This window comes from Streptomyces roseus (assembly GCF_001044425.1).
GTDB classification, from domain to species: domain Bacteria; phylum Actinomycetota; class Actinomycetes; order Streptomycetales; family Streptomycetaceae; genus Streptomyces; species Streptomyces roseus.
The window spans coordinates 97,560-118,868 of sequence record NZ_LFML01000122.1 but is presented as its reverse complement, the minus strand read 5'-3'; the positions used below and the strand labels follow the sequence as shown (position 1 = coordinate 118,868).

Annotated in this window: 17 protein-coding genes; 9 read left to right on the top strand and 8 right to left on the bottom strand. The window is 74.6% G+C overall.

All coding sequences use genetic code 11. The features are described from left to right. Positions 1-3: 3 nt before the first annotated feature. From ACS04_RS27100 to ACS04_RS27065, 8 genes are all read left to right on the top strand, one after another. Positions 4-1,893 carry a GTPase gene (locus tag ACS04_RS27100; protein WP_048479399.1) on the top strand — a complete coding sequence of 630 codons (1,890 nt, stop codon included), beginning with the start codon at positions 4-6 and terminating at the stop codon, positions 1,891-1,893. Between the two features lie 148 nt (positions 1,894-2,041). After that, the gene (locus tag ACS04_RS27095; RefSeq protein ID WP_048479398.1) at positions 2,042-2,449 is read left to right on the top strand and encodes a single-stranded DNA-binding protein; all 408 of its coding nucleotides are present in this window, start codon (positions 2,042-2,044) and stop codon (positions 2,447-2,449) included. 200 nt (positions 2,450-2,649) lie between these two features. Then, positions 2,650-3,813 (top strand): thioester domain-containing protein, encoded by a 1,164-nt coding sequence (locus ACS04_RS40125; protein ID WP_048479397.1) that lies wholly within the window; start codon positions 2,650-2,652, stop codon positions 3,811-3,813. Positions 3,814-3,979: 166 nt separating this feature from the next. Beyond that, positions 3,980-5,464: a bifunctional phosphatase PAP2/diacylglycerol kinase family protein gene (locus ACS04_RS27085; protein WP_048479396.1), complete on the top strand. Its 1,485-nt coding sequence runs from the start codon at positions 3,980-3,982 to the stop codon at positions 5,462-5,464. A 39-nt stretch (positions 5,465-5,503) separates the two neighbouring features. Next, entirely contained in the window at positions 5,504-5,890 is a 387-nt protein-coding gene (locus ACS04_RS27080) for a barstar family protein (protein ID WP_048479395.1), read from the top strand. A gap of 128 nt (positions 5,891-6,018) precedes the next feature. Then, the gene (gene ettA / locus ACS04_RS27075) at positions 6,019-7,683 is read left to right on the top strand and encodes an energy-dependent translational throttle protein EttA (protein ID WP_078865379.1); all 1,665 of its coding nucleotides are present in this window, start codon (positions 6,019-6,021) and stop codon (positions 7,681-7,683) included. Between the two features lie 5 nt (positions 7,684-7,688). After that, complete coding sequence (locus ACS04_RS27070) at positions 7,689-8,150, top strand: acyl-CoA thioesterase (protein WP_048479394.1); 462 nt, start codon at positions 7,689-7,691, stop codon at positions 8,148-8,150. Beyond that, positions 8,147-8,863, top strand: coding sequence for a DUF8010 domain-containing protein (locus tag ACS04_RS27065; protein ID WP_048479393.1), 717 nt, complete (start codon positions 8,147-8,149; stop codon positions 8,861-8,863). The genes ACS04_RS27070 and ACS04_RS27065 overlap by 4 nt, the downstream gene beginning before the upstream one ends. 40 nt (positions 8,864-8,903) lie before the next feature. Here ACS04_RS27065 and ACS04_RS27060 read toward each other — a convergent pair whose 3' ends face one another. Further along, the gene (locus ACS04_RS27060; protein WP_048479392.1) at positions 8,904-9,308 is read right to left on the bottom strand and encodes a globin; all 405 of its coding nucleotides are present in this window, start codon (positions 9,306-9,308) and stop codon (positions 8,904-8,906) included. Between the two features lie 101 nt (positions 9,309-9,409). Between ACS04_RS27060 and ACS04_RS27055 the strand changes: the two genes are divergently transcribed. After that, complete coding sequence (locus ACS04_RS27055) at positions 9,410-10,429, top strand: methyltransferase domain-containing protein (RefSeq protein WP_048479391.1); 1,020 nt, start codon at positions 9,410-9,412, stop codon at positions 10,427-10,429. Positions 10,430-10,444: 15 nt separating this feature from the next. Here ACS04_RS27055 and ACS04_RS27050 read toward each other — a convergent pair whose 3' ends face one another. From ACS04_RS27050 to ACS04_RS27020, 7 genes are all read right to left on the bottom strand, one after another. Beyond that, the gene (locus ACS04_RS27050) at positions 10,445-11,554 is read right to left on the bottom strand and encodes an FHA domain-containing protein (protein ID WP_048479390.1); all 1,110 of its coding nucleotides are present in this window, start codon (positions 11,552-11,554) and stop codon (positions 10,445-10,447) included. 63 nt (positions 11,555-11,617) lie between these two features. Beyond that, entirely contained in the window at positions 11,618-12,943 is a 1,326-nt protein-coding gene (locus tag ACS04_RS27045) for a vWA domain-containing protein (RefSeq protein ID WP_048479389.1), read from the bottom strand. Between the two features lie 64 nt (positions 12,944-13,007). Then, positions 13,008-14,507 (bottom strand): PP2C family protein-serine/threonine phosphatase, encoded by a 1,500-nt coding sequence (locus ACS04_RS27040; RefSeq protein WP_398022764.1) that lies wholly within the window; start codon positions 14,505-14,507, stop codon positions 13,008-13,010. 9 nt (positions 14,508-14,516) lie between these two features. Beyond that, on the bottom strand, positions 14,517-17,312 hold the full coding sequence (locus ACS04_RS27035; protein ID WP_048479388.1) for a serine/threonine-protein kinase: 2,796 nt from the start codon (positions 17,310-17,312) through the stop codon (positions 14,517-14,519). Next, positions 17,309-18,574 (bottom strand): coiled-coil domain-containing protein, encoded by a 1,266-nt coding sequence (locus tag ACS04_RS27030; protein ID WP_048479387.1) that lies wholly within the window; start codon positions 18,572-18,574, stop codon positions 17,309-17,311. The genes ACS04_RS27035 and ACS04_RS27030 overlap by 4 nt, the downstream gene beginning before the upstream one ends. 71 nt (positions 18,575-18,645) lie before the next feature. Then, positions 18,646-19,629 carry a glutamate ABC transporter substrate-binding protein gene (locus ACS04_RS27025; RefSeq protein ID WP_048479386.1) on the bottom strand — a complete coding sequence of 328 codons (984 nt, stop codon included), beginning with the start codon at positions 19,627-19,629 and terminating at the stop codon, positions 18,646-18,648. Positions 19,630-19,754: 125 nt separating this feature from the next. Then, on the bottom strand, positions 19,755-21,158 hold the full coding sequence (locus ACS04_RS27020; protein ID WP_398022822.1) for a hypothetical protein: 1,404 nt from the start codon (positions 21,156-21,158) through the stop codon (positions 19,755-19,757). Positions 21,159-21,309: the final 151 nt, after the last annotated feature.

Here is a 21,309-nt window from a genome sequence, read left to right as displayed (position 1 = left end):
GCGGTGACCGCCTTGACCGACCGCGACCGCACCGAGGACCGCTGGGACGACGGATTCATCGCACGCTCGCGCCGCCCGGGTGCGGGTTCCAGCGGTCCCGGCGCCGGGGGCGAAGCCGACACCCCAGGCGGGGACGGCGGCGGCGACACGGACGAGGGGAGCGACGACGCGCTCGTGCGCGCGGTCTCCGGCGCCGGGAACGACGGGGGCAAGGCGCCCTCGCCGCCGATCAGCCCGGAGGGGCAGGCGCTGCGCACCCGTCTCGAAGCGCTGCGCCAGCTGGTCGGGCTCTCGCGGACCCGGCTCGACGGGAAGACCCTCGCGGAGGCCGGCCGGGTGCTCGACGAGGCGGCCGCGCGGCGCGGACTGTCGGCGCAGCACACGGTCGTCGCGATCGCCGGGGCCACCGGAAGCGGCAAGTCCACGCTGTTCAATTCACTCGCGGGAGTGCAGATCTCCGAGACGGGGCTGCGCAGGCCGACGACCGCGGCGCCGATCGCGTGCAGCTGGTCCGACGGCGCCGCCGGGCTCCTCGACCGCCTGGAGATCCCGGGCCGGCTGCGCCGCAGGCCGCGCGAGACCTCCGAGGCCGAGGCACTGCGCGGGCTGGTCCTGGTGGACCTGCCGGACCTGGACTCCGCGGTCGGCGCCCACCGGGAGCACGTGGACCGGGTGCTCGCCCTGGTCGACGCGGTGGTGTGGGTGGTCGACCCGGAGAAGTACGCCGACGCCGTGCTGCACGAGCGGTACCTGCGGCCGCTGGCCGGGCACGCCGAGGTGACGTTCGTGGTGCTGAACCAGATGGACCGGCTGCCCGGCGAGTCGGCCGATCTCGTACTGGACGACCTGCGGCGGCTGCTCGACGAGGACGGCATCGCCCTCGGCGAGCACGACGAGCCGGGCGCCACCGTCCTCGGCCTCTCCGCGCTGACCGGCGAGGGCGTCGGGGAACTGCGCGACCTCCTCGCGCAGTTCACCCAGGAGAAGGGCGCCGCGACCCGCCGCATCTGCGCCGATCTCGACCGTGCCGCCGGGCGCCTGCGCCCGCTGTACGTGGCCGACGGCCATCCGTCGCCGGAGATCGGGGAGGCGGCGCGCGCGGAGTTCGAGGACCGGCTCGCCGAGGCGGTCGGGGCGTACGCGGCCGGGCTCGCCGCCGAGCGGGCCTGGCGGCGCAACGCCGGGAAGGCGTGCGGCACGCCGTGGCTGCGGCTGTGGCGGTGGTACGAGAGCCGGCGCGCCCCGCGCACGCTGGCCGGGCTGGCCGCCCTGGCGGTGATCGGCGGCAGCCGGGGCCCGGCGAGCGCGGAGGTGCCGGCCGAGGAAGAGGTGACGGCGCGCCAGCGCGTGGAGCAGGCCGTACGGACGGTCGCCGACGCGGCGGCCGACGGACTGCCCGACGCCTGGGCGCAGGCCGTAAGGGAGGCCGCGGTACGCGGCGCCGACCAGCTCCCGCAGGCGCTGGACGAGATCGCGGTGACGCTCGGGTCGGCGGTGACGGCGCCCAGCGCCAAGCCGCCGCGGCCGGCGTGGTGGCCGGCGGCGGTGCTGGCGCAGGCGGCGATGACGCTGCTGCAGATCTACGGCGGGCTGTGGCTGGTGGGGCAGATCGTCGGGGTCCTGGAGCCGCGCCTGATGCCGCCGGTGCTGCTGATGGTGGCGGGCATCGTCGGCGGTCCGCTGGTGGAGTGGGCCTGCTCGATCGCGGCCCGGGGCCCGGCGCGGCGGTACGGGCAGGACGCGGAGCGGCGGCTGCGGCAGGCCGCGGCCGGCTGCGGGCGGGCCCGGGTGCTGGAGCCGGTGGCGGCGGAGCTGCTGCGCTACCGGGAGGTGCGCGAGCAGTACGCGACGGTCGCCGCAGGGGGGACGAAGTTGTCCACAACCCGCGAGTAATCCACAGGGCGCAGCGGGATGCGGGGCGCGGCGCCAGCATGGTTCGTACCTCGTGCGGATGGTCGTGGGGGGCGGGTCGCGGGGAAGAGCCCCGTGGTCCGTACGGGTACGGATGTGACGGGCACTCATGTGGGGGAGGGCTGCCGGGATGAACGACACCCTGGTGACGCTGGTCGGTTGTGTGGCCACGCAGATCGACTACAAGGAGACGGCGACCGGGCCGTCGGCGCGGTTCCGGTTCGCCGTGACGCCGCGGTACTTCGACCGGCGCAAGGAGGCGTGGGCGGACGGGCCCACCAGCTTCTACACCGTGTGGGCGCGGCGCGTGCTCGCGGTGAACCTGGCGGGTTCCGTCGCGGTGGGGGAGCCGCTGGTGGTGCACGGGAGGCTGAGGGTGCGCGACGATCCGCCCGACGGGGAGGGCAACCGCTGGTTCTCGGCGGACATCGACGCCATCGCCATCGGGCACGACCTGAACCGGGGGACCGCTGCGTTCCGGCGGGTGGTCAAGGCGGACCCGCCGCTGATGCTCACTCAGAAGGCGGCGGTGGTCTGAGTGTTCGAGGCGGTTAGGATTCCCCGGTACTCACGGGCACCTGGGTCATTGGCCCGAAGGGGAAGACTGTGTCGATTGCCGTTCCCGCATCCTCCGCTCCTGATTCCGTTCCTTCTTCGCCGTCCGCTGCCGCCGCTTCCGCGAGACCTGTTCCCGCGGCCGCGGTCGCGGCCGGAGCGGGGGCGCCTGTACGGGCTTCCGTGCGGCGACCGCTGGCCGCGGCGCTGCTGGCCGCGGCCCTGGCCGCCGCCCCGGGCGCGCGGGCGGCCGCCGACTCCGGGGCGCCCGCGCCCCGGACACCGGAGGGCGCGAGCGCCGTGCTGGACGGGCTGAAGACGTACGGGCAGGCGGTCCTGCACGCCAAGGACGGCTCGGTCCGCCAGATTCCGGCCGGGCTGTACGAGATGCGGGTCGACGGCGGCGGGATGCTCCAGACCTACGGGGTCGGCGTGACGGGCAACGCCCAGCCGCAGGCCCGGTACGCGGAGAGCGGCTGGGGCGGCAGCCCCCTCGACGGGAACGGGGAGGCGGGCCGGATCCGCTGGGTCCTGGAGCACTCGTACCCGCAGCTGAACGATCTCGCCGGACTGGCGAAGGCGGCCGGGGCCGGGGCCCTGACCGCGGAGAGCGCGGCGGCCGGGACCCAGGTCGCGATCTGGCGGCTGGCGGACGGGGCGCAGGTGGAGGCCGCCGATCCGGCGGCGCAGAAGCTGGCCGACTACCTCCAACGGTCGGCGGGCAAGCTGCCGGAGCCGCCGGCCTCGCTGGGGCTGGACCCCGGGAGCGTGTCGGGGCCGGTGGGCTCCCGCCTGGGGCCGGTCACCGTGCGGACGGGGGCGCAGAGCGTGACGGTCACCCCGGACGCGGCGGCCGCGGCGATGGGGGTGCGGGTGGTGGACGCCGAGGGGAAGCCGGTCACCACCGCGGCGAACGGGAGCACGCTGTACTTCGAAGTGCCCGCCGGCACCCCGGACGGCTCGGCCTCGGTCACCGTCCAGGGCTCCACGAGGGTGCCCGTCGGCCGGGTCTTCACCAGCGAGGTGCCGAGCCAGGCGCAGATCGTGGCGGGCTCCAGCCAGTCCGCCCTGGCGGCGACGGCGAGCGCGGTCTGGCCGCAGCCGGTGGTCGTCGAGGGAGCCGCCGCCACGGGCGACGGGTCGGCCGTGACGCAGGCCTCGGCGGCGGCTGCGGCCGCGGCCGCCGCGGCGTCGGAGTCCAGCCCGGACGACGAGCGCCTGGCCACCAGCGGCAGCTCGGCGGCGACCCCGGTCATCGCCTCGCTGGCGGTGGGCCTGGTGGTCCTGGGCGGCCTGGTGGTCCTCCTCCTCCGCAAGCGCCCCCTGGACGAAGAAGACCGGCCGTAGGGAGGGACCGGTGTCCGCGTTCCCCTGGGAGGGGGAACGGGGCCCGTGGGCGGCGCCGCGCGGCCCGCGAGGACGCCCGCACCGCGCAGGGATCCGGCATGGGCCGTACGAGGGTCGCTTCGGGCGCCGGCAGGTTTCAGGGCGGGCGTGCGGGTAAGCGGGGGGAATGGGCGATCAAGAATTGACGTGGCGGGGCGCCGCCGCACGCTGGGACCGCAAGCTGTTCGACGGGGTGGCCCGCCGGCGCTGGCCGGCCGGTGACCGTGTACTGCCGAGGCTGGGGCGGGCCGCGAACCACGGGGTGCTCTGGGGCGGGACCGCCGCGGCGATCGCGCTCCTCGGCTCGACCCGGGACCGCAAGGCCGCGCTGTGCGGGGCCGCGTCGCTGGCCCTGGCCTCGGCGACGGTGAACACCGTCGGCAAGTGGTCCGTGCGCCGGGCCCGGCCGCTGCTGGAAGGGGTGCCCGAGGTGCGGCGGCTCGTCACGCAGCCGAAGACCACCTCGTTCCCCTCCGGTCACGCCGCGTCCGCGTTCGCGTTCACCACCGGGCTGGCGCTGGGGGCCCCCGGCTGGGGCGCCCTGGTGGCCCCGGTGGCGGTGTCGGTGGCGTTCTCCCGCGTGTACACGGGGGTGCACTACCCGTCCGACGTGGCCGCGGGGGCTGCGCTGGGCGTGGCCGCGGGCCTCGTCGTACGCCGCGTCGCCCGCGGGGTGGAACTGGCGCGGCTCAACCCCGGCGACGAGCGGAAGGCCACCGAAGCTCCCGCGCTGCCGGACGGGGCCGGGCTCACCGTCGTGGTGAACACCGGGTCCGGTACGGCGGCCTACGCGGGCCTCGACGTACTGCGCGCCCGGCTGCCCAAGGCCGAGATCGTCGAGTGCGGCGGCGCGGAGCTGGCCGGGGAGCTGGAGGCGGCGGCCGCCCGGTCCGCCGTGCTCGGGGTCTGCGGCGGCGACGGCACGGTCAACGCGGCCGCCACCGCCGCGCTGCGGGCCGGGCTGCCACTGGCGGTGTTCCCCGGAGGCACGCTCAACCACTTCGCCCTGGACCTCGGCCTCGGCGGGGCCGAGGACACCTGCCGGGCCATCGCCGCGGGCCGCGCGGTCCGGGTCAGCGTGGGCCGTTTCACCCCCGGCCCGGACCCGGAGGACGGCCGCTCCGGGTACTTCCTGAACACCTTCAGCATGGGGGCCTACCCCGAGCTGCTGCGGCGCCGGCTGCGCTGGGCGCCGCGGATCGGCGGCGGCCCCGCCGCGCTGCTGGCCGCGTGGAAGGTCCTGCGCGCGGAGCGCCCCGTACGGCTCAGCCTGGCGGGGCGGCCGCAGAGCGTCTGGCTGCTCTTCGCGGGCAACGGCACCTACCACGGCACCGGGCCGACCCCCCGCCGCCGCGACAACCTCGGCGAGGGCCTGCTCGACGTCCGTCTCGTCCACGGCGGCGGCCGGCCCGGCCCGCGGCTGTTCGCCGCCGCGCTGGCGGGACCGCTGAGCCGTTCCCCCGTCCACACGGCCACCCGGCTGCGCAGCCTGCGCATCGGCGACATCCCGCCGGGCACCCCGCTCGCGTACGACGGGGAGTACACCCCCGCCCCGCCCGCCCTGGTCCTCGACACCCTCCCGGACGCCCTGACGGTCTACCGCCCGGCCTGAGCCGAGGGACGCGCGGCAGACCCCCCACCCTCGGGGATCGTGACGACCACCTACGTGCTCGACGGCAGCCGGATCAGCACGCTGGACGACTTCCGGGCGGGGGTGGGCGAAGCCGTCAACGGCCCCGGGGGCTACTTCGGCCGGAACCCGGACAGCTTCGCCGACTGCCTGCGCGGCGGCTTCGGAACGCCGTACGAGGACGGCTTCGTGATCGAGTGGCGCGATCACGGACCGTCCCGCCACGCGCTCGGCCACCCGGAGACCGCCCGCCACCTGGAGGGCGTACTGGCGCGCTGCCACCCCGCGAACCGCCCCCGGGTCGCCGAGCAGCCGGCCGAGGCGCGCGCCGGCCGCGGCCCCACCCTGTTCGACGTCCTCACCGAGATCATCGAGGACCGGGCCCCGGGCTCCCTGCGCCTGCGCTGACCGCCCCGCAGGGCCTTCCACGCCCGCCCGCCGATCCGGCGGCCGACCCCACCCATTCGCCCGTAAGGCTGGACGACTGGCAAGATGGGGTGTATCTGCCCACCCCACGATCTGCCGGACGGTTTCTCTTGGCTGAGTACATCTACACCATGCGCAAGACGCGCAAGGCGCACGGTGACAAGGTGATCCTTGACGATGTCTTCCTGAACTTCCTGCCGGGGGCGAAAATCGGCGTGGTCGGCCCCAACGGCGCCGGCAAGTCGACCGTCCTGAAGATCATGGCGGGTATCGAGCAGCCGTCCAACGGTGACGCGTTCCTCTCGCCCGGCTACACCGTCGGCATCCTCATGCAGGAGCCCAAGCTCGACGAGTCCAAGACCGTCCTGGAGAACGTCGAGGACGGCGTCGCCGAGATCAAGGGCAAGCTCAACCGGTTCAACGCGATCGCCGAGGAAATGGCGACGAACTACACCGACGAGCTGATGGAGGAGATGGGCAAGCTCCAGGACGACCTGGACCACGCCAACGCGTGGGACCTGGACGCCCAGCTGGAGCAGGCCATGGACGCCCTGGGCTGCCCGCCCGGCGACTGGCCCGTCACCACCCTCTCCGGTGGCGAGAAGCGCCGCGTGGCCCTCTGCAAGCTGCTGCTCGAGGCCCCCGACCTGCTGCTCCTCGACGAGCCCACCAACCACCTCGACGCCGAGTCCGTGAACTGGCTGGAGCAGCACCTGGCCCAGTACAAGGGCGCCGTCGTGGCGGTCACCCACGACCGCTACTTCCTCGACAACGTCGCCGAGTGGATCCTCGAACTCGACCGCGGCCGCGCGCACCCCTACGAGGGCAACTACTCCACCTACCTGGAGAAGAAGGCCGAGCGCCTCAAGGTCGAGGGCAAGAAGGACGAGAAGCGCGCCAAGCGCCTCAAGGAAGAGCTGGAGTGGGTCCGCTCCAACGCCAAGGGCCGCCAGGCCAAGTCCAAGGCCCGTCTCGCTCGGTACGAGGAGATGGCGGCCGAGGCCGACAAGATGCGCAAGCTGGACTTCGAGGAGATCCAGATCCCGCCGGGCCCGCGTCTGGGCTCGATCGTGGTCGAGGTCAACAACCTCTCCAAGGCGTTCGGTGACAAGGTCCTCATCGACGACCTGTCCTTCACGCTGCCGCGCAACGGCATCGTCGGCATCATCGGCCCCAACGGCGCCGGCAAGACCACGCTCTTCAAGATGATCCAGGGCCTGGAGACGCCGGACTCCGGCGAGATCAAGGTCGGCGAGACCGTCAAGATCTCGTACGTGGACCAGGGCCGCGCCAACATCGACCCCAAGAAGTCCCTCTGGGCGGTCGTGTCGGACGAGCTGGACTACATCAACGTCGGCCAGGTCGAGATGCCGTCCCGCGCGTACGTCAGCGCCTTCGGCTTCAAGGGCCCGGACCAGCAGAAGCCGGCCGGCGTGCTCTCCGGCGGTGAGCGCAACCGCCTGAACCTCGCGCTGACCCTCAAGCAGGGCGGTAACCTGCTGCTCCTCGACGAGCCCACCAACGACCTCGACGTCGAGACCCTGGGCTCCCTGGAGAACGCGCTCCTCGAATTCCCCGGCGCGGCCGTGGTCGTCTCCCACGACCGCTGGTTCCTGGACCGGGTCGCGACCCACATCCTCGCCTACGAGGGTGACTCGAAGTGGTTCTGGTTCGAGGGCAACTTCGAGTCCTACGAGAAGAACAAGATCGAGCGGCTCGGCCCGGACGCCACCCGTCCGCACCGCGCCACGTACAAGAAGCTCACCCGAGGCTGAGCAACATGGCCAGACATCACTACCGGTGCCCGCTGCGCTGGTCGGACATGGATTCCTTCGGCCACGTCAACAACGTGGTCTTCCTCCGGTACCTGGAGGAGGCGAGGATCGACTTCATGTTCCGGCTGGCGCCGGGGGAGGGCAGTGAGTCCTTCACGGGCGGGTCCGTCGTGGCCCGCCACGAGATCGACTACAAGCTGCCGCTCGTGCACCGTCACGAGCCCGTCCTGATCGAGTCCTGGGTGACGCGGATAGGTGCCGCGTCGCTGACCATCGGCTACGAGGTCAAGGACGAGGCGACCGAGGACGCACCGGAGAAGGTCTACGTGCGGGCCTCGACCGTGGTCGTGCCCTACAACCTCGCCGAGGGGCGGCCCCGCCGCATCTCGGCCGAGGAGCGGCACTTCCTGGAGAAGTACCTCGACGAGCCCGCGGGCTCGCGCGCGGAGAGCCGCGTCGCCGCATGACCGAACGGCTGTGCCTCGCCGATTCCGGGGAGGCGGCGGACCTCGCCGCCTTCCTGGGACGGCTCGTGCACTACGACCGCGCCGCCGCCGTCCGTCTTCAGGCAGCCGGCGGCGCGGTCGCCGTCTTCGGCCGGCCGGCCTCCTTCGAGGTGCTGGCCGTCCGCACGGTGCGCCTCGCCGTGCCCGTCTCCCGCCCCCTGGACGTGACCGTCTCGGCCGGGGAGCTGCTGGAAACCGTGGACGAGGCCGCCGCGAGCGCCACCGTCCCCGCGCCGGTCACCGGCCCGCCCTGGACCGGGGTGCTCCCGCCCCGCGGCGGCTGGCGGCAGCTGCCGGGGCTGCCCGGCCCCGAGGCGGTACGGGCCGCCGTGAGCGCGGCCGTCGCCGAGTTCCGCGCCCGCGACGAGGCCCTGCCCCCGCAGCACCGGACCCGCTCCGAGCGGGACCGCATCGGCCGCGAGATCTGGTCCCGGACGCTCGGCGACACCGAGCTCCCGCTGCGGGCCGTACACGCCGCGCAGTCCTTCGGCTTCCTGCGGCCGGTCCGCTCGTCCGTGGTGAGCGGCGCGGGCGCTCCCGGCGCCGCCCCCGAGCCGGTGGCCCTGCTCGCCTCCGGCAGCTGGCTCCGGCTGCGCACCCCGTACGGCTCGATCGCCATGCGCCGCCCCGGCGGCACCGGGGGCCTGGGCGCCCTCCAGGTGAGGCCCGTCTAGCTCCCGGGCCGCCTCCCCCGCTCGCGATTCCCCTTGCGGGCTATCCCGCGGTGTTGATCATCGAGGCGGCGGCGTACGTCAGGTACCGCCACAGCTGTGCTTCGAGTTCCGGCGCCAGTCCCAGCTCGTCCACCGCCACGCGCATGTGCCGCAGCCAGGCGTCGTGCGCCGCCGCGTCCACCTGGAACGGGGCGTGCCGCATCCGCAGCCGCGGGTGGCCGCGGTTCTCGCTGTACGTGTTCGGGCCGCCCCAGTACTGCATCAGGAACAGGGCGAACCGCTCCTCGGCCGGGCCGAGGTCCTCCTCCGGGTACATCGGGCGCAGCAGCGGGTCCTGGGCGACCCCCTCGTAGAAGCGCCGTACCAGGCGGCGGAAGGTCTCCTCGCCGCCCACCTGCTCGTAGAACGTCTGCTCCTGCACCGTGCCCCGCGGAATCTCATTCACCCGACCACCGTCTCAGACGCCCGGCGGAGGACGGAGGTCTTGGGACCGCCGTTCGCCGACCCCCGTTCGCCTCCCGGGCCCGGCCGCAGGACAGTGGAGCCATGGGTGCACACGCCGCTCGCTCCGCACGTTCCGCAGGCGGGCCCCGCGCCGCCCACGCCGAGGCGCGGGACCTGCGGGAGGCCGCCCACGCCGCGCAGGTGCGGGAGCTGACCGCCGCCGGCGTGCTGGACGATCCCGCCTGGCGGGCCGCCTTCGAGGCGGTGCCCCGCCACCTGTTCGTCCCGTACTTCTTCACGGGCCGCGGAGCCGGCCACGAGCGGCTCTGGGGCGAGGACCCCGACCCCGCCCACCGCGCCCGCTGGCTGCGCGGGGTCTACACCGACGCCCCGCTGCCCACCCGGCTGCGCGACGGCGAGCTGGTCTCCTCCAGCAGCCAGCCGTCCCTGATGGCGAAGATGCTGGAGGCGCTGGACGTACGGGACGGGGACGACGTGCTGGAGATCGGCACGGGCACCGGCTACACCGCCGCGCTGCTCAGCCACCGGCTCGGCGAGGAGCACGTCACCACGATCGACCTGGACGAGGAGATCACCGAGTCGGCGCGGGCGCACCTGGCCCTGCTCGGGTACCGGCCGGCCGTGGTCACCGGGGACGGGGCGCGCGGCTGCCCCTCCCGCGCCCCCTTCGACCGGATCCTGGTGACCTGCGCGCTGCCGCTGGTCCCGTACGCCTGGCTCGGCCAGTGCCGTCCCGGGGCGCGGATCCTGGCCCCGCTGTCGACCGGGCTGATCGCGCTGACGGTCCGCGACGCCGATTTCGCGGAGGGCCGCTTCCTGCACACCCCGGCGTACTTCGTCCCGCTGCGCGGGGCCACCGCCGCGCCGACGGAGCCCGGAGCGGCCTCGTACGGGCTCCCGTACGAGCTGGTGGAGAACGAGCGGTTCCAGTTCATGCTCGTACTGACGGCGGGCGTGCTCCACCCGCGCGAGGCGCTGGACCTGTGGCGCGGCGAGGGCCGGCCGGGCCGGGAGCGGTTCGGGGTGACGGTCAGCGCCGAGGGCCAGTGGTCCTGGCTCGACGACCCCCAGGGCCCGTACGTATGGCCCCTGGGGGAGTAGCGCGGCGGCCGGGACTCAGCCCCGGCGGACGGTGATGGTGGTCCAGGCGCCGACGTGGACCCGGTCGCCGTCGGCGAGGGGCACCGGGACGTAGGGCTGGATCGGTTCCTCGCCGCCGTTGATGGTGGTGCCGTTGGTGGAGTTCTGGTCGACGACCGCCCAGCTGAGGTCGGGCTGCTGGACGAGCACGGCGTGCTGGTGGGAGACGCCCGGGTCCTCCGGGGGCACCGACAGGTCGATGTCCGGGGACTCGCCCGTGGAGGCGCGGCGGCGGCCGATGGTGATCTGGCCGCCGGTGAGCGGAAGATGCTGCTCCGGGGAGTAGGCGGGCAGGTTGAGCCCGGCGGCCTCGGGGCCGCTGCGCTGCATCATCGCCATGAAGTACGAGCGGTCGGGGCCGATCGTCGCGCTCCACGTGCCGGTGCTCTGCGGCGGGAACGGCTGCTGGGGCGGAGACTGCTGCTGGTGCTGCTGCTGGGCCGGCGGCGCCTGCTGGTACCCGTGCTGCTGCTGGTACTCCGGCTGCTGGTACGCCTGGGGCGCCGGCGGGGGCGACTGCCGGTACGCCTGCTGCTGGTCCTGCGCCTGGGCCTGGTCCTGCTCCCGGTGCTGCTCGTGCGCCTGGTGCTGCTCGTGCGCCGGAGGCGGCAGCAGCCAGTCGTCCTCGCGCTGCAGCGGCTCGGCCGGCCGGTTGACGCGGGAGGGACGGGAGCCCTGGTACTCGAAGTGGTCCTGGGAGAAGGGCGCCTGGGCGGGCATCTGCGGCGGGGCGGGCGGCGGCGGAGGGGGCGGCGGCGGGGTGGCCCCGCTCCCGGTCCCGTGCCCGTTCCCGGTCCCGCCCGCGGCCCCCGCGTCCGTGCCGAGATGCGCCGGCGGCGTGTACGAGGTCGCCGAGCGCGTGAGGAAGTTGTACCGGCACTCCTCGCAGAACGGGGCCATCGCCTCGCGCGGGGTCCGGCACTGCGGGCAGAGCTCCGCCTGGGCGGTCGGCTCACCGGCGGTGGGAGGGTAGCCGTAGCCGTAGGAGGGCGCCGCTGGCGCGCCCGCGGCGGCAGCCATGCGGTGGCCGCAGACCTCGCACCAGTCGTCGGAAGCGGACTGGTGCCCGTTCGGGCAGGTCGGCATGGCGGCTCTTCCCCCTTCAGCCTGCGTCATCGCGTCAGGTCTACTCAGGTCTCTCGGTCGGTCTCAGGACTTCTTCACACGGACGGTCTGGATCGAACGCGTTTCGAGGGTCATCTCGTCGGCATCCGCCACCTTCGCCTTCAGCCGCACAGTACCCGCCGCCGCATCGACGACATCCACCACCTTGGCGAGCAGTTTGGCCGTGTCCGCGTTTCCGGAGGCACTGGCCAACTGCACGGCGCGGCCGAGCTTGGCCGTGGCGCCGTCGACATCGCCCATTTTGCGCGCTTCCAGCCCCTGTTGGATAGCCTGCGCGAGTTCCGCCTGCCCCGTGTAGTGCGCGACCTGCGCGTTGATGGCGGTGGAGGCGACGAGATCGTCCGTCCACACCGCGCGTACGAGTCCCTGTGCGAGCGTGGCCGGCGGCTCGCCCGGGGCGCCGGGGAGCAGGAGCGTGGCCCGGGCGGCCAGCATCTCCTGTCCGACCGAGGCGGCCGGGACCCGGACGCACACGTGGTACTCGCGGGACTCGTCGCCCCAGGAACCGGTCGGGTAGTCGCCGGCGCGCGGCCCGGCCTCGGTGCGGCGGTCGCTGAGGTCCTGGACGGTGGGCGCGACCTGCTTGACGTACTGGATCTCCACGCCGACCGGGGTCCACAGCCGCAGCGCGACGTCCGCGACCTCCTTGCCCATGACGTTCTCCATCATGAGCGTGAAGTCCTCGCTGAGGTGCGCAGGATCCGCCACGATGTCGGCCGAGCCGAGCAGCGCGCTCGCGATGCCGGTGACCTCCTTGACCTCCCAGTCGGTCCCCACCCCGCGGGCGTCGCAGGTGAAGCGGCCCGCACAGGCCTCCAGGGTGGCGCGGAGCACGGCCGGGTCCTCGTGCTCGTTGCGGCCGTCGGTGAGCAGGATGCCGTGCCGGATGGTGGCGGGGGACTGGCGCAGCAGGCCGTCGGCGAGGCGCAGCCAGGTGCCGATGGCGGTGCCGCCGCCGGAACTCAAGGACCGCAGGGCCTCTTTGGCCTGGGCGCGGGTGGCGGCGTCGGCCACGGCGAGGCGGCCCTGGCCGGGGTAGACCTCCTTGGCCACGTGCGTGCCGGCGATGACGGCGAACGCGGTGCCGTCGCGCAGGGTGTCGATCGCGGCGGCGGTGGCCTCGCGGGCGCCGCGCATCTTGTCCGGCGGGTACTCCATGGACCCCGAGCAGTCCACCATGATCACGACGGCGGCCGAGCCCCGGGTCGCCGCCGCGCGGGTGGCGGCGGCGCCGCCCGTGGAGGTGACGGTGACGATGGCGTGGACGTCCCGCCCGCCCTCCGGGAGGAACTCGTTCTGGTACACCTCCACGCTGAATCGCGGGGCGCTCGGCTTGGCGAAGTTCGCCATCGGCTGGACTCCTAGGAGAAGACGGGCGTGCGGGCGGGTGGGCGGATCGGGGCCGAGGGCGTGTCTACCTCTCCGGCTGTGCCTCCGTTTGCGGTTCCGCCCGTGCGGCGGCCGGCGGCGCGGACACGGACGCGGCCTCCGGGTCGGCCGGGGCGGCGAACGGGACGACGGCCACGGTGACGTTGTCGTGGCCGCCCCCGTCGAGGGCGTGCCCCACCAGGACCTGCGCGCTGTGCAGCGGGCGGGAGGCCGCGTCCACGGGCAGGACCTGGGCCATCTCCTGGGCGGACTCGGCGTAGTTCCACAGACCGTCGGTGCAGACGACCACCACGCCCGCGTGGTCCGGCTTGAAGCTTGCGGTGTGCGGCTCCAGGTCGTACGCGTCCGCCCCGAGCCAGCCGGTGATGGCGTGGGCCCGGACGTCGGCGTAGGCCTCGGCCTCGCCCATCAGCCCGGCGGCGACCATCTGGGCCGCCCAGGAATCGTCCTCGGTGAGGCGGCGGGGCAGCGCGCTGCGGTCGTCCGGGACCCAGTACGCGCGGCTGTCGCCGACCCAGCCGATGGTCAGCACCTCACCGCTGACGACGGCGCCGACCAGGGTGCAGGCGGGGGCGTTCTGCGCCCCGGGAACCTCCGGGGCCAGGGCGTTGACGGCGGCGGCCGCGGCCAGGATGGCGTCGTGCATGGCCTCCTGGGGGTGGGCGCCGCGCGGCAGGGCTTCGAGCAGGGCCTCGTTGGCGGCGCCGGCCGCCGCGGCCGAGGCCTCGTCGGGGCGGCTGGCGGAGGACACGCCGTCGCAGACGATGGCCACCGTGGCGGCCGACCCGTCGGGCAGGGCCGTGGCCGCGACCGCGAAGGAGTCCTCGTTGCGGTGGTGGCGCAGCCCCCGGTCGCTGACGGCCGCGACGCTGCCGAGCTCCTCCTCCAGGTGGTCCCGCTCGCGGGGCTGGGCGTGCCCGCAGTGCTCGCAGTACCCGTCGGTGTCGACCCGCCCCGCCCGGCAGGCCACGCAGGTCTTGCCGTCGCCGCCCGCGGGAGCGCCGCCCTGCACGGTGGCGGAGCCGTACGGGTCCTCGTGCCCGGGACCGGCACCGCCGTACGGGGCCTCGGGTGCACCCCAGGGGGTGCCCTCGGGCGGGGTGGGGGTGCTGCCGGGCCGGTCGTGGCGGATCTCGCCGCCGCCGTGCGCCGGCTCGGGCGCGCTGCCGTACGCCGGCCCGGGCGCTCCGTACGAGGAGCCCTGCGGCGGTACGGCGGCGGCCTCCGGGCCGGGCGCGGGCGCCGGCTCCGACGGCACTGACCAGCCGTCGGCCTCCCCGACCAGCGTGGGCGCCGATCCGGCGGCGACACTGCCCCACCCGGGCGCGGGTTCCGCGAGGGCGTAGCCCCCCGTCGGGCCGGCCGGGGCGGGGGGCGCGGCCGGGAGCGGCGGGATCGGGAGCGTCGGATCGTCCCGGGACTCCGGAGGGGAGGCGGCGGACACGGGCGAACCGCAGACACCGCAGAAACGGTCACCCTCCTCAAGGGGCTCCGCGCAGCTGGGGCAGCCAGACGGCCGATGCATCGACATCACTCACACCCACGTCCGGGGACGGAAACGGTTTGCCCGCTCCACCAGTTCGATCCTGTCCTCGCCCCGCTGCGCCAGCCGCGCGAGCACGCGGTACGAGCGCTCCAGCCCGAAGCGCAGGCCCCGCTCGTCCAGTTGACAGCCGAGCAGCGAGGTCCGGCCGGGGTCGGAACCCCGGCTACCCGACAGTACCCAGTCCAGGGCCGAGCCCAGAACCTCGGTCGACAGCCGTTCGCGGCGGACCGCGTCCAGCCCGAACCGCTCCAGGGCCTCCACCTGCGCGGCAGCCGCCGCCAGATCCGGAAGCAGTTCCTCCTCGGGAGACCGGTCGCGCAGGCGTGCCCGTACCGCCGCCACCCGTGCGGCGGTGTAGTGGATCGAGGACTCGGGCACGGACTCCAGCGTGCGCACCGCCCCCGCCCGGTCGCCCGCGGCCAGCTGGACCCGGGCCAGCCCGAAGGCGGCGCTCACGAACCCCGGGTCGGTGATCCAGACCAGCCGGTAGTACTCGGCGGCGTTGTCCAACTGCCCCAGGATCTCCGCGCACAGGCCCAGCGCCAGCTTCGGCGCCGGCTCACCCGGGAAGGCGTCGTAGATCGCGTCGAAGGACAGGGCGGCCATCGCGTCCTCGCCGGTGGCCAGGGAAGCGATGCCGCGCGCCCACACCACCCGCCAGTCGTCCGGATGCCGGCCTTCCAGATCGGCGAGGGCGGCTGCGGCCGCGGCCGGTTCGCCGAGCTCCAGGCGGGCCCGCAGCTCGCGCAGCCGCAGCTCGGCCGAGTCGGCGGGCGCGGCGTGCAGGGCGCCCAGCAGGTCGCCCGGTGCGGTGGCCAGCAGGCCGGCGAGGAACCCCGCGTTGGGATCGGCGGGGTCCACCAGCGGCACCGGCAGGGACAGCGCCATGTCCCGGGCGTCCGGCGCGGCCAGCTCGCCGGGGCGTACGCCCGGCGCCGGCGCGGGCGGTGCGGCCACCGGGGCGGCCTGCCGGGGTGCCGGTACGGGGGCCGGGCGCGACGCCGCGCCGACGCGGTGCGTCGCGCTCGTCCCGAGCGGCGCCGACAGGGCCGCCGCACCCGGAGCACCGGAGGGGGCGGCCATCGTGCCCGGACCCGCGGTCACCGCCGGAGCCGCAGCCGCAGCCGCCGCCGCAGTCGGCACCTTCGCAGGCCGCGCCGCCCGGCGTCCGAACAGCCGCCCGCCCGCCACCGGAACCGGCACGGCCCGCGCCCCCAGCCGGGACACCTCCGCCCCGGCCACGTCGGCGAACAGCCGGGTGTCCGGAACCCGCAGCTCCGGCCCGAAGAGCGTGGAGAGCTGCGGTCGCGGCCGGCCCGTCTGGAGGGCGACGACCTCGCGCAGCACGCCCGTCAGCTGGTCCGCCATCTCCTGCGCGGACGAGAACCGCCGCCCCGGATCGGGATCGGTCGCCCGGACGAGCAGCCGGTAGAAGGACTCGTACCGCCCGAACACCTCGATGTGCTCCGGATCCGGCAGCGAATCCACGAACACGTTCGTGTAGCCCTGGAAGTCGAAGGTCAGGACGGCCAGGGTCCGCGCCACCGTGTACAGGTCGGAGGCGACCGAGGGGCCGAGCTCGGCCACCTCCGGCGCCTGGTAGCCCACCGTGCCGTAGATGGCCGACTCCTCGTCGTCCATCCGGCGCACGGCGCCCATGTCGATCAGCTTCAGCTGGTCCTGCTGCTGGATCGCGTTGTCGACCTTGAAGTCGCAGTACAGGAGGTTCCTGCTGTGCAGGTGGCCGAGCGCCTCCAGGGCCTCGATCCCGTACGCGCAGGCCTGCTCCACCGGCAGCGGATCGCGCCGGCCGTCCGGCCGCCGCCGCTCGTTCGCTATCTCCTTCAGGGACTTGCCGCCGACGTACTCCATGACGATGTACCCGTCCAGCGATCCCGTCCGCTGGTCCAGGTGCTCCACGAAGTTGTAGATCCGCACGATGTTGGAGTGCTCGATCTCCGCGAGGAAGCGCCGCTCGGAGATCGCCGCCTCCATCGCGTCCTGGTCCCCGGTGTCCAGCAGGCCCTTGAGGACCACCCACCGGTCCGAGACGGCCCGGTCCACCGCCAGGTACACCCAGCCGAGGCCGCCGTGCGCCAGGCAGCCCGCCACCTCGTACTGGCCGTGCACGACCTCCCCCGCCCGCAGCTTGGGCACGAAGGAGTACGGGTGCCCGCACTTGGTGCAGAACCCTTCGGTCCGGCCCGGCCGGTCCCCGCGCGAGCGGCCCACCGGAGCCCCGCAGTCCGAGCGCGAGCAGAACCGCTTGCGCTCGGGCACCTCCGGGTTCTCCAGGACCGCCGCCGAGGGGTCCGGGCGCGGCACCTCGGGGACGTTGACCAGTCCGGCGCCCAGCCGGCTGCGCCCCGAGGGTCCGGTCGCCGCACCCGAACTGCGCACCGACACCGAGCGGCTCGACGCGGCGCCCGGCAGGGAGCGCGAGAGGCGGCCCGACACCGAGCGGCGCGAGGACGAGGAACGGGAGGACCGAGAGGAGCGCGCCGAGGCCGAGGTCGACCCCGAACGGCCGGACCGGTCCGAGCCGTGCGAGCCCTGTGACCCGTACGGGCCGCCGGACCCGTACGAGCCGTGGGACCCCGGCGCGTCGGGGTGCCTGGCCGCGCTCGTCATCCCGGTCGGCGGCGACACCAGCTCCTCCGCACCCGCCGCGACGGAGCCGATCGGCGCCAGACCGCAGGTGTCGCAGTACAGCCCGCCGTCGCCCATGTCCTCGTACGACCCCGGGCAACCGGGGCGAACGCACGCGGTTCCGACCGGACTCATGCGTCCTCCTTCCCCGGCCCGTCGGGCCGGTACTGCGGCTGCGGCGGTGCCAGTGACTCGGCCGTCGCCCGCTGGTAGCGCAGCACGGCCTGCTCGGCGGCCCGCAGATCGCAGGGCGCGCTCCACAGCATCCGCCGTGCCGTGTCGTACCGCTCGACGAGGAGCGGATCCTCCGCCAAGCCGTGCCGGGCCACCTTCGCCTTGTACGCGTCCAACCGCCCGCGCAGCTCCGCCCGTACGGCCAGCGGCGCCGTCACGGCGGTCAACGATTCGCGGGCCCTGCGCAGTTCCTCGTCTGCCCGCTCCTCCAGCGATTCCAGCAGCGGCGAGAGCCGGTGCCACTGGGCCTGGCGGCGGTACTCGGCCGCCGCGGCCAGCTGTTCCTGGAGCGCCGTCGGCGGCCCGCTCACGACGGGCACCTCCGAAGCCGCGATCTTCGCCAGCACCTCGCCGCGCGCGGTCCGCGCCTCCGCCAGGGTCCGGTCGGCCCGCGAGAGCACGTCCCGCAGGCTGATCAGCCGCTGCTCGGCGTCCTGCCGGACGTCCAGGACCGCCTCGATCTCGCGGCGTACGTCCTCCAGCGCGACCGCGGCCCGGTCGTACCGGGTGGTGTCCGGACGGCCGCCGCCGGGCGCGGAACTGCCCGCCACCGGCTGCCAGAACGCCAGCGGGTCCGCGATCACCTGCTCCCGCAGCCCGGTCAGCTCGGCGGTGATCGCCTCCAGGTCGTCTCCCGACGGGTGTTCGCCCGGGCGGACCCCCACCGAGTGGGCCAGCGAGCGGGTGCGGTGCAGCTCGGCCGCGAGCAGGTCGATGCGGGCGGGCAGCGCGGACCACACCGAGTCGGCGGCCACCACCACGTCCAGCGAGCTCGCGTACAGCTCGTTCATCCGCGACACCAGCTCCGCGAGCGAGAGCCGCTCCGCGAGCGCCACGCCCTCCGCCCCGGCGCCGGCGATCAGCACCCCGGGCCCGCGCAGCCGCTCGGTCAGTTCGATCAGTTCCTCGCGGCCGGGCCAGCGGCGCCGCTCGCGGATCTCCCGGGCGGCGGCCAGCGCCCCGCTGTAGGCGTCGAAGTACGTCCACAGCCGGGTGATGGCGGCATCCGCCGCCGCCCAGCGCTCCTTGGTGACGCCGGTCAGCCCGGCCCCTTCCAGCAGCCGGCGCCCGGCGTGGTCCTGGAGGGCGAGCAGCGAGGTCTCGACGGCCTCGTGCTCCGCGCCGAGCCGGGCCAGGGCGCGGTCGACGTCGTCCCGGTCCATCACTGCCGACTGCGCCTCCACAGGCCCCGCCTCCGCTTCCCTGACATCGGGCTCAGACTCTGCCACCTGTCTCAGCCGTCCCGGTACTTCGGCGCGGGCGGTCCGGCCACCCCGGGCAGAACGGGCTTGAGGTGCGTCACGTACGCCTGCATCCAGGGGCTGCCGTCACCGCCGGCACGGTAGTCCTCCAGCACCTTGTTGACCCGGCGCACCAGGTCGGAGGCGTCCTTGTTCATGGCCACCCCGTAGAACTCCCTGGTGAACGGGGAGCCGACGAGGCGCACCGAGGGGTCCTGCGCGGCCTGGCCGGCCGCGAGCGCGTTGTCCGTGATGATGCCGTCCACCTCGCCCAGCTGGAGCCGGACCAGGCAGTCGAGCTGGTTGGGCACGCTGACCGACACCGAGCCGTACGGCTGGGCCCTGAGCGCGGCCTCGGCCGTGGAGCCGGCGGCGGTGCAGATGCGGCGGCCCTTCAGGGAGGCGTCGTACCCGGTGATGGGCGAGCCCTTGGGGGCCAGGACCTGCTGCCCGGCCTCGAAGTACGCCGTCGAGAACGCGACGTCCTCCAGCCGCTTGCAGTTGATGGTCATGGTCCGCACGACCACGTCGACGCGGCCGTCCTGGAGCGCGGGGACGCGCTGGCTGGTGGGGATGGCCCGGTAGATGACCGCGTTCTCGTCGCCCAGGATGTCCTTGGCGATGGCCTTGACCAGAGCGATGTCGAACCCGTCGAGCCGGCCGTCGACCGGGTTGCGGTAGCCCCACTTGAAGCTGTTCTGGTCCACGCCCGCGACGAGCTTGCCCGCCTTGCGGATCCGCTCGATGGCCGGTCCGTCCACGCCGTTCGGACGCAGGCTGGCCTCCGGGTCCTGGCAGGTGTCGGTGAGGGACCAGGGGCCCGGGGCGGCCGCCATCGAGGCGGGTTCGCGGACCACGGCCGGGTGACCGCCCTCCGGGGCCGCCTGGGCCAGCGGCAGCAGGACGGCCGCGGCCGTCACCGCGCAGGCCGCCGCCATGGCACTCACCCCGCCCCAGCCGCGCAGCCGGGCGGCCATGCGCCGCGGCCGGGAGGGACGCGGCACCTGGCCGGGCGTCCCGGGCGCACCGGGTGTCCCGGCCGCACCCTGCGCCCCGCCGCCGTGGCCCTCGTCTTGGGACCTCACGCGTATCCGCATCGCTGTCACCTGTACTCCGAAAGCCGGCGCCCGATGCCGAGCAGAGCCGCCGCGGCGGCGATGACCGCCAGAGCCGCCGAACCCGTCACCAAACCGCCCAGCGCGCCGAGCCCGCCCCGGGCCGCCCGGGTGAACTCCTTCTGCTCATGGGCCACTGCCTGCTCCAAGGACGCGTCCACCGTGTCGAAGGAGGCCCCGCTGCTGTCCTTGTGGTCCTTGTCCCCGATGACCTGGGGCAGAGCGGCCTGGTAGTCGCCGCGCAGGTCGGTCTCCCGGGCCGCCGCGTGCCGCTGCTTCCACTGCTTGACGCCGTCCACGGCGCGGGCCACCGGATCCCGCCCGCTGCTGTCGTTCGCCAGCTTCTGCGCCCTCGCCAGGCCCGCGTCCAGCTCCTTCATCTCGGCCGTGAAGTCCACGTCGTACTTGTCCGACTTGTTGTCCTGGGCCAGTACGGCGCCCCGCGCGATCAGGGTCAGGTTCTCGCTGGCGCGCGCCTGGAGCGAGGCGATCCGCGCGTCGTTGAGCACCTTCAGCGACTCCTGGCCGTCCGATCTCGCCTGGGCCAGCTCCGCCCGGGCGACCGTGTGCCCCACGGCCAGCCACATGAGCACCACGAGCGTGGCGGCCGTCGCCGCCACGAGGCCGTGGTTGAAGACACGGTGGGTGCGCCGGTAGTTGCGGCGCTGGGCCCAGGCCAGCACGGCGAGCGCGAGGAGCCCCGTGCCGATCGAGGCCAGCGGGAGCGCGCGGGCGTCGTCGTAGTCCGTGTAGAGACGGTCCGTCTCCGCCTCGTACAGCCGCTGCGCGGCGGGCAGCAGCTGGGCGCTCATCTGCTCGTTGGCGTAGCGCAGGTAGGCGCCGCCCAGCGGCAGGCCCTGCTTGTTCGTGGCCCGTGCCTGCTCGATCAGGCCCGTGTAGCGCGGAAGCCGCTCGCTCAGCAGCGCGATCTGCTTGCGCGAGTCCTCGTCCGCACCGGTGTTGGCCGCCGCGTTCACGAGCAGCTTCGAGGCGTTGGAGATGTCCTTCTCGTACCGCTCGCGGACCTCGCGCGGCTCGTCGGCGCCGGCCAGGAAACCGCTGGAGGAGGCCGTGTCGGCATCGGCGAGCGAGCGGTAGATGCTCGCCGCGTCCGCGCTCAGCGGCTGGCTGCGGCCCACCACGTCGTCCGCGGCGCCGACCCGGGAGGAGATCTCCCACACGGTCACCAGGCCGAACAGCAGCACCAGGCCGGCCAGGACCGCCCCGATGATCCGCAGCCGGCCGGGCTCGGTCGTGGCGGCCGCGCGCAGCCGCTCCACGCCCTCGGCCCAGGCCGTGCCCGGCCGGGCGGGCCCGCCCGCGGGGCCCGGCGGCGGACCGGGCGGCGGCACGGCGACCGCGCCCCCGGGCGCGGGCGCGCGTGATGTGATGGCCACCGTGACCTCCCCCTCGGTCCTGACTGCTCCGCAGCAGTATGGCCGTAGTGGCGGTCGACCACAGCACCCGGTGCTCGATCTTGGCGATCCACCACCGTCGTGCGCCGACCCCACCCCTTCACCGTGGATACGACTCCACGGCCGC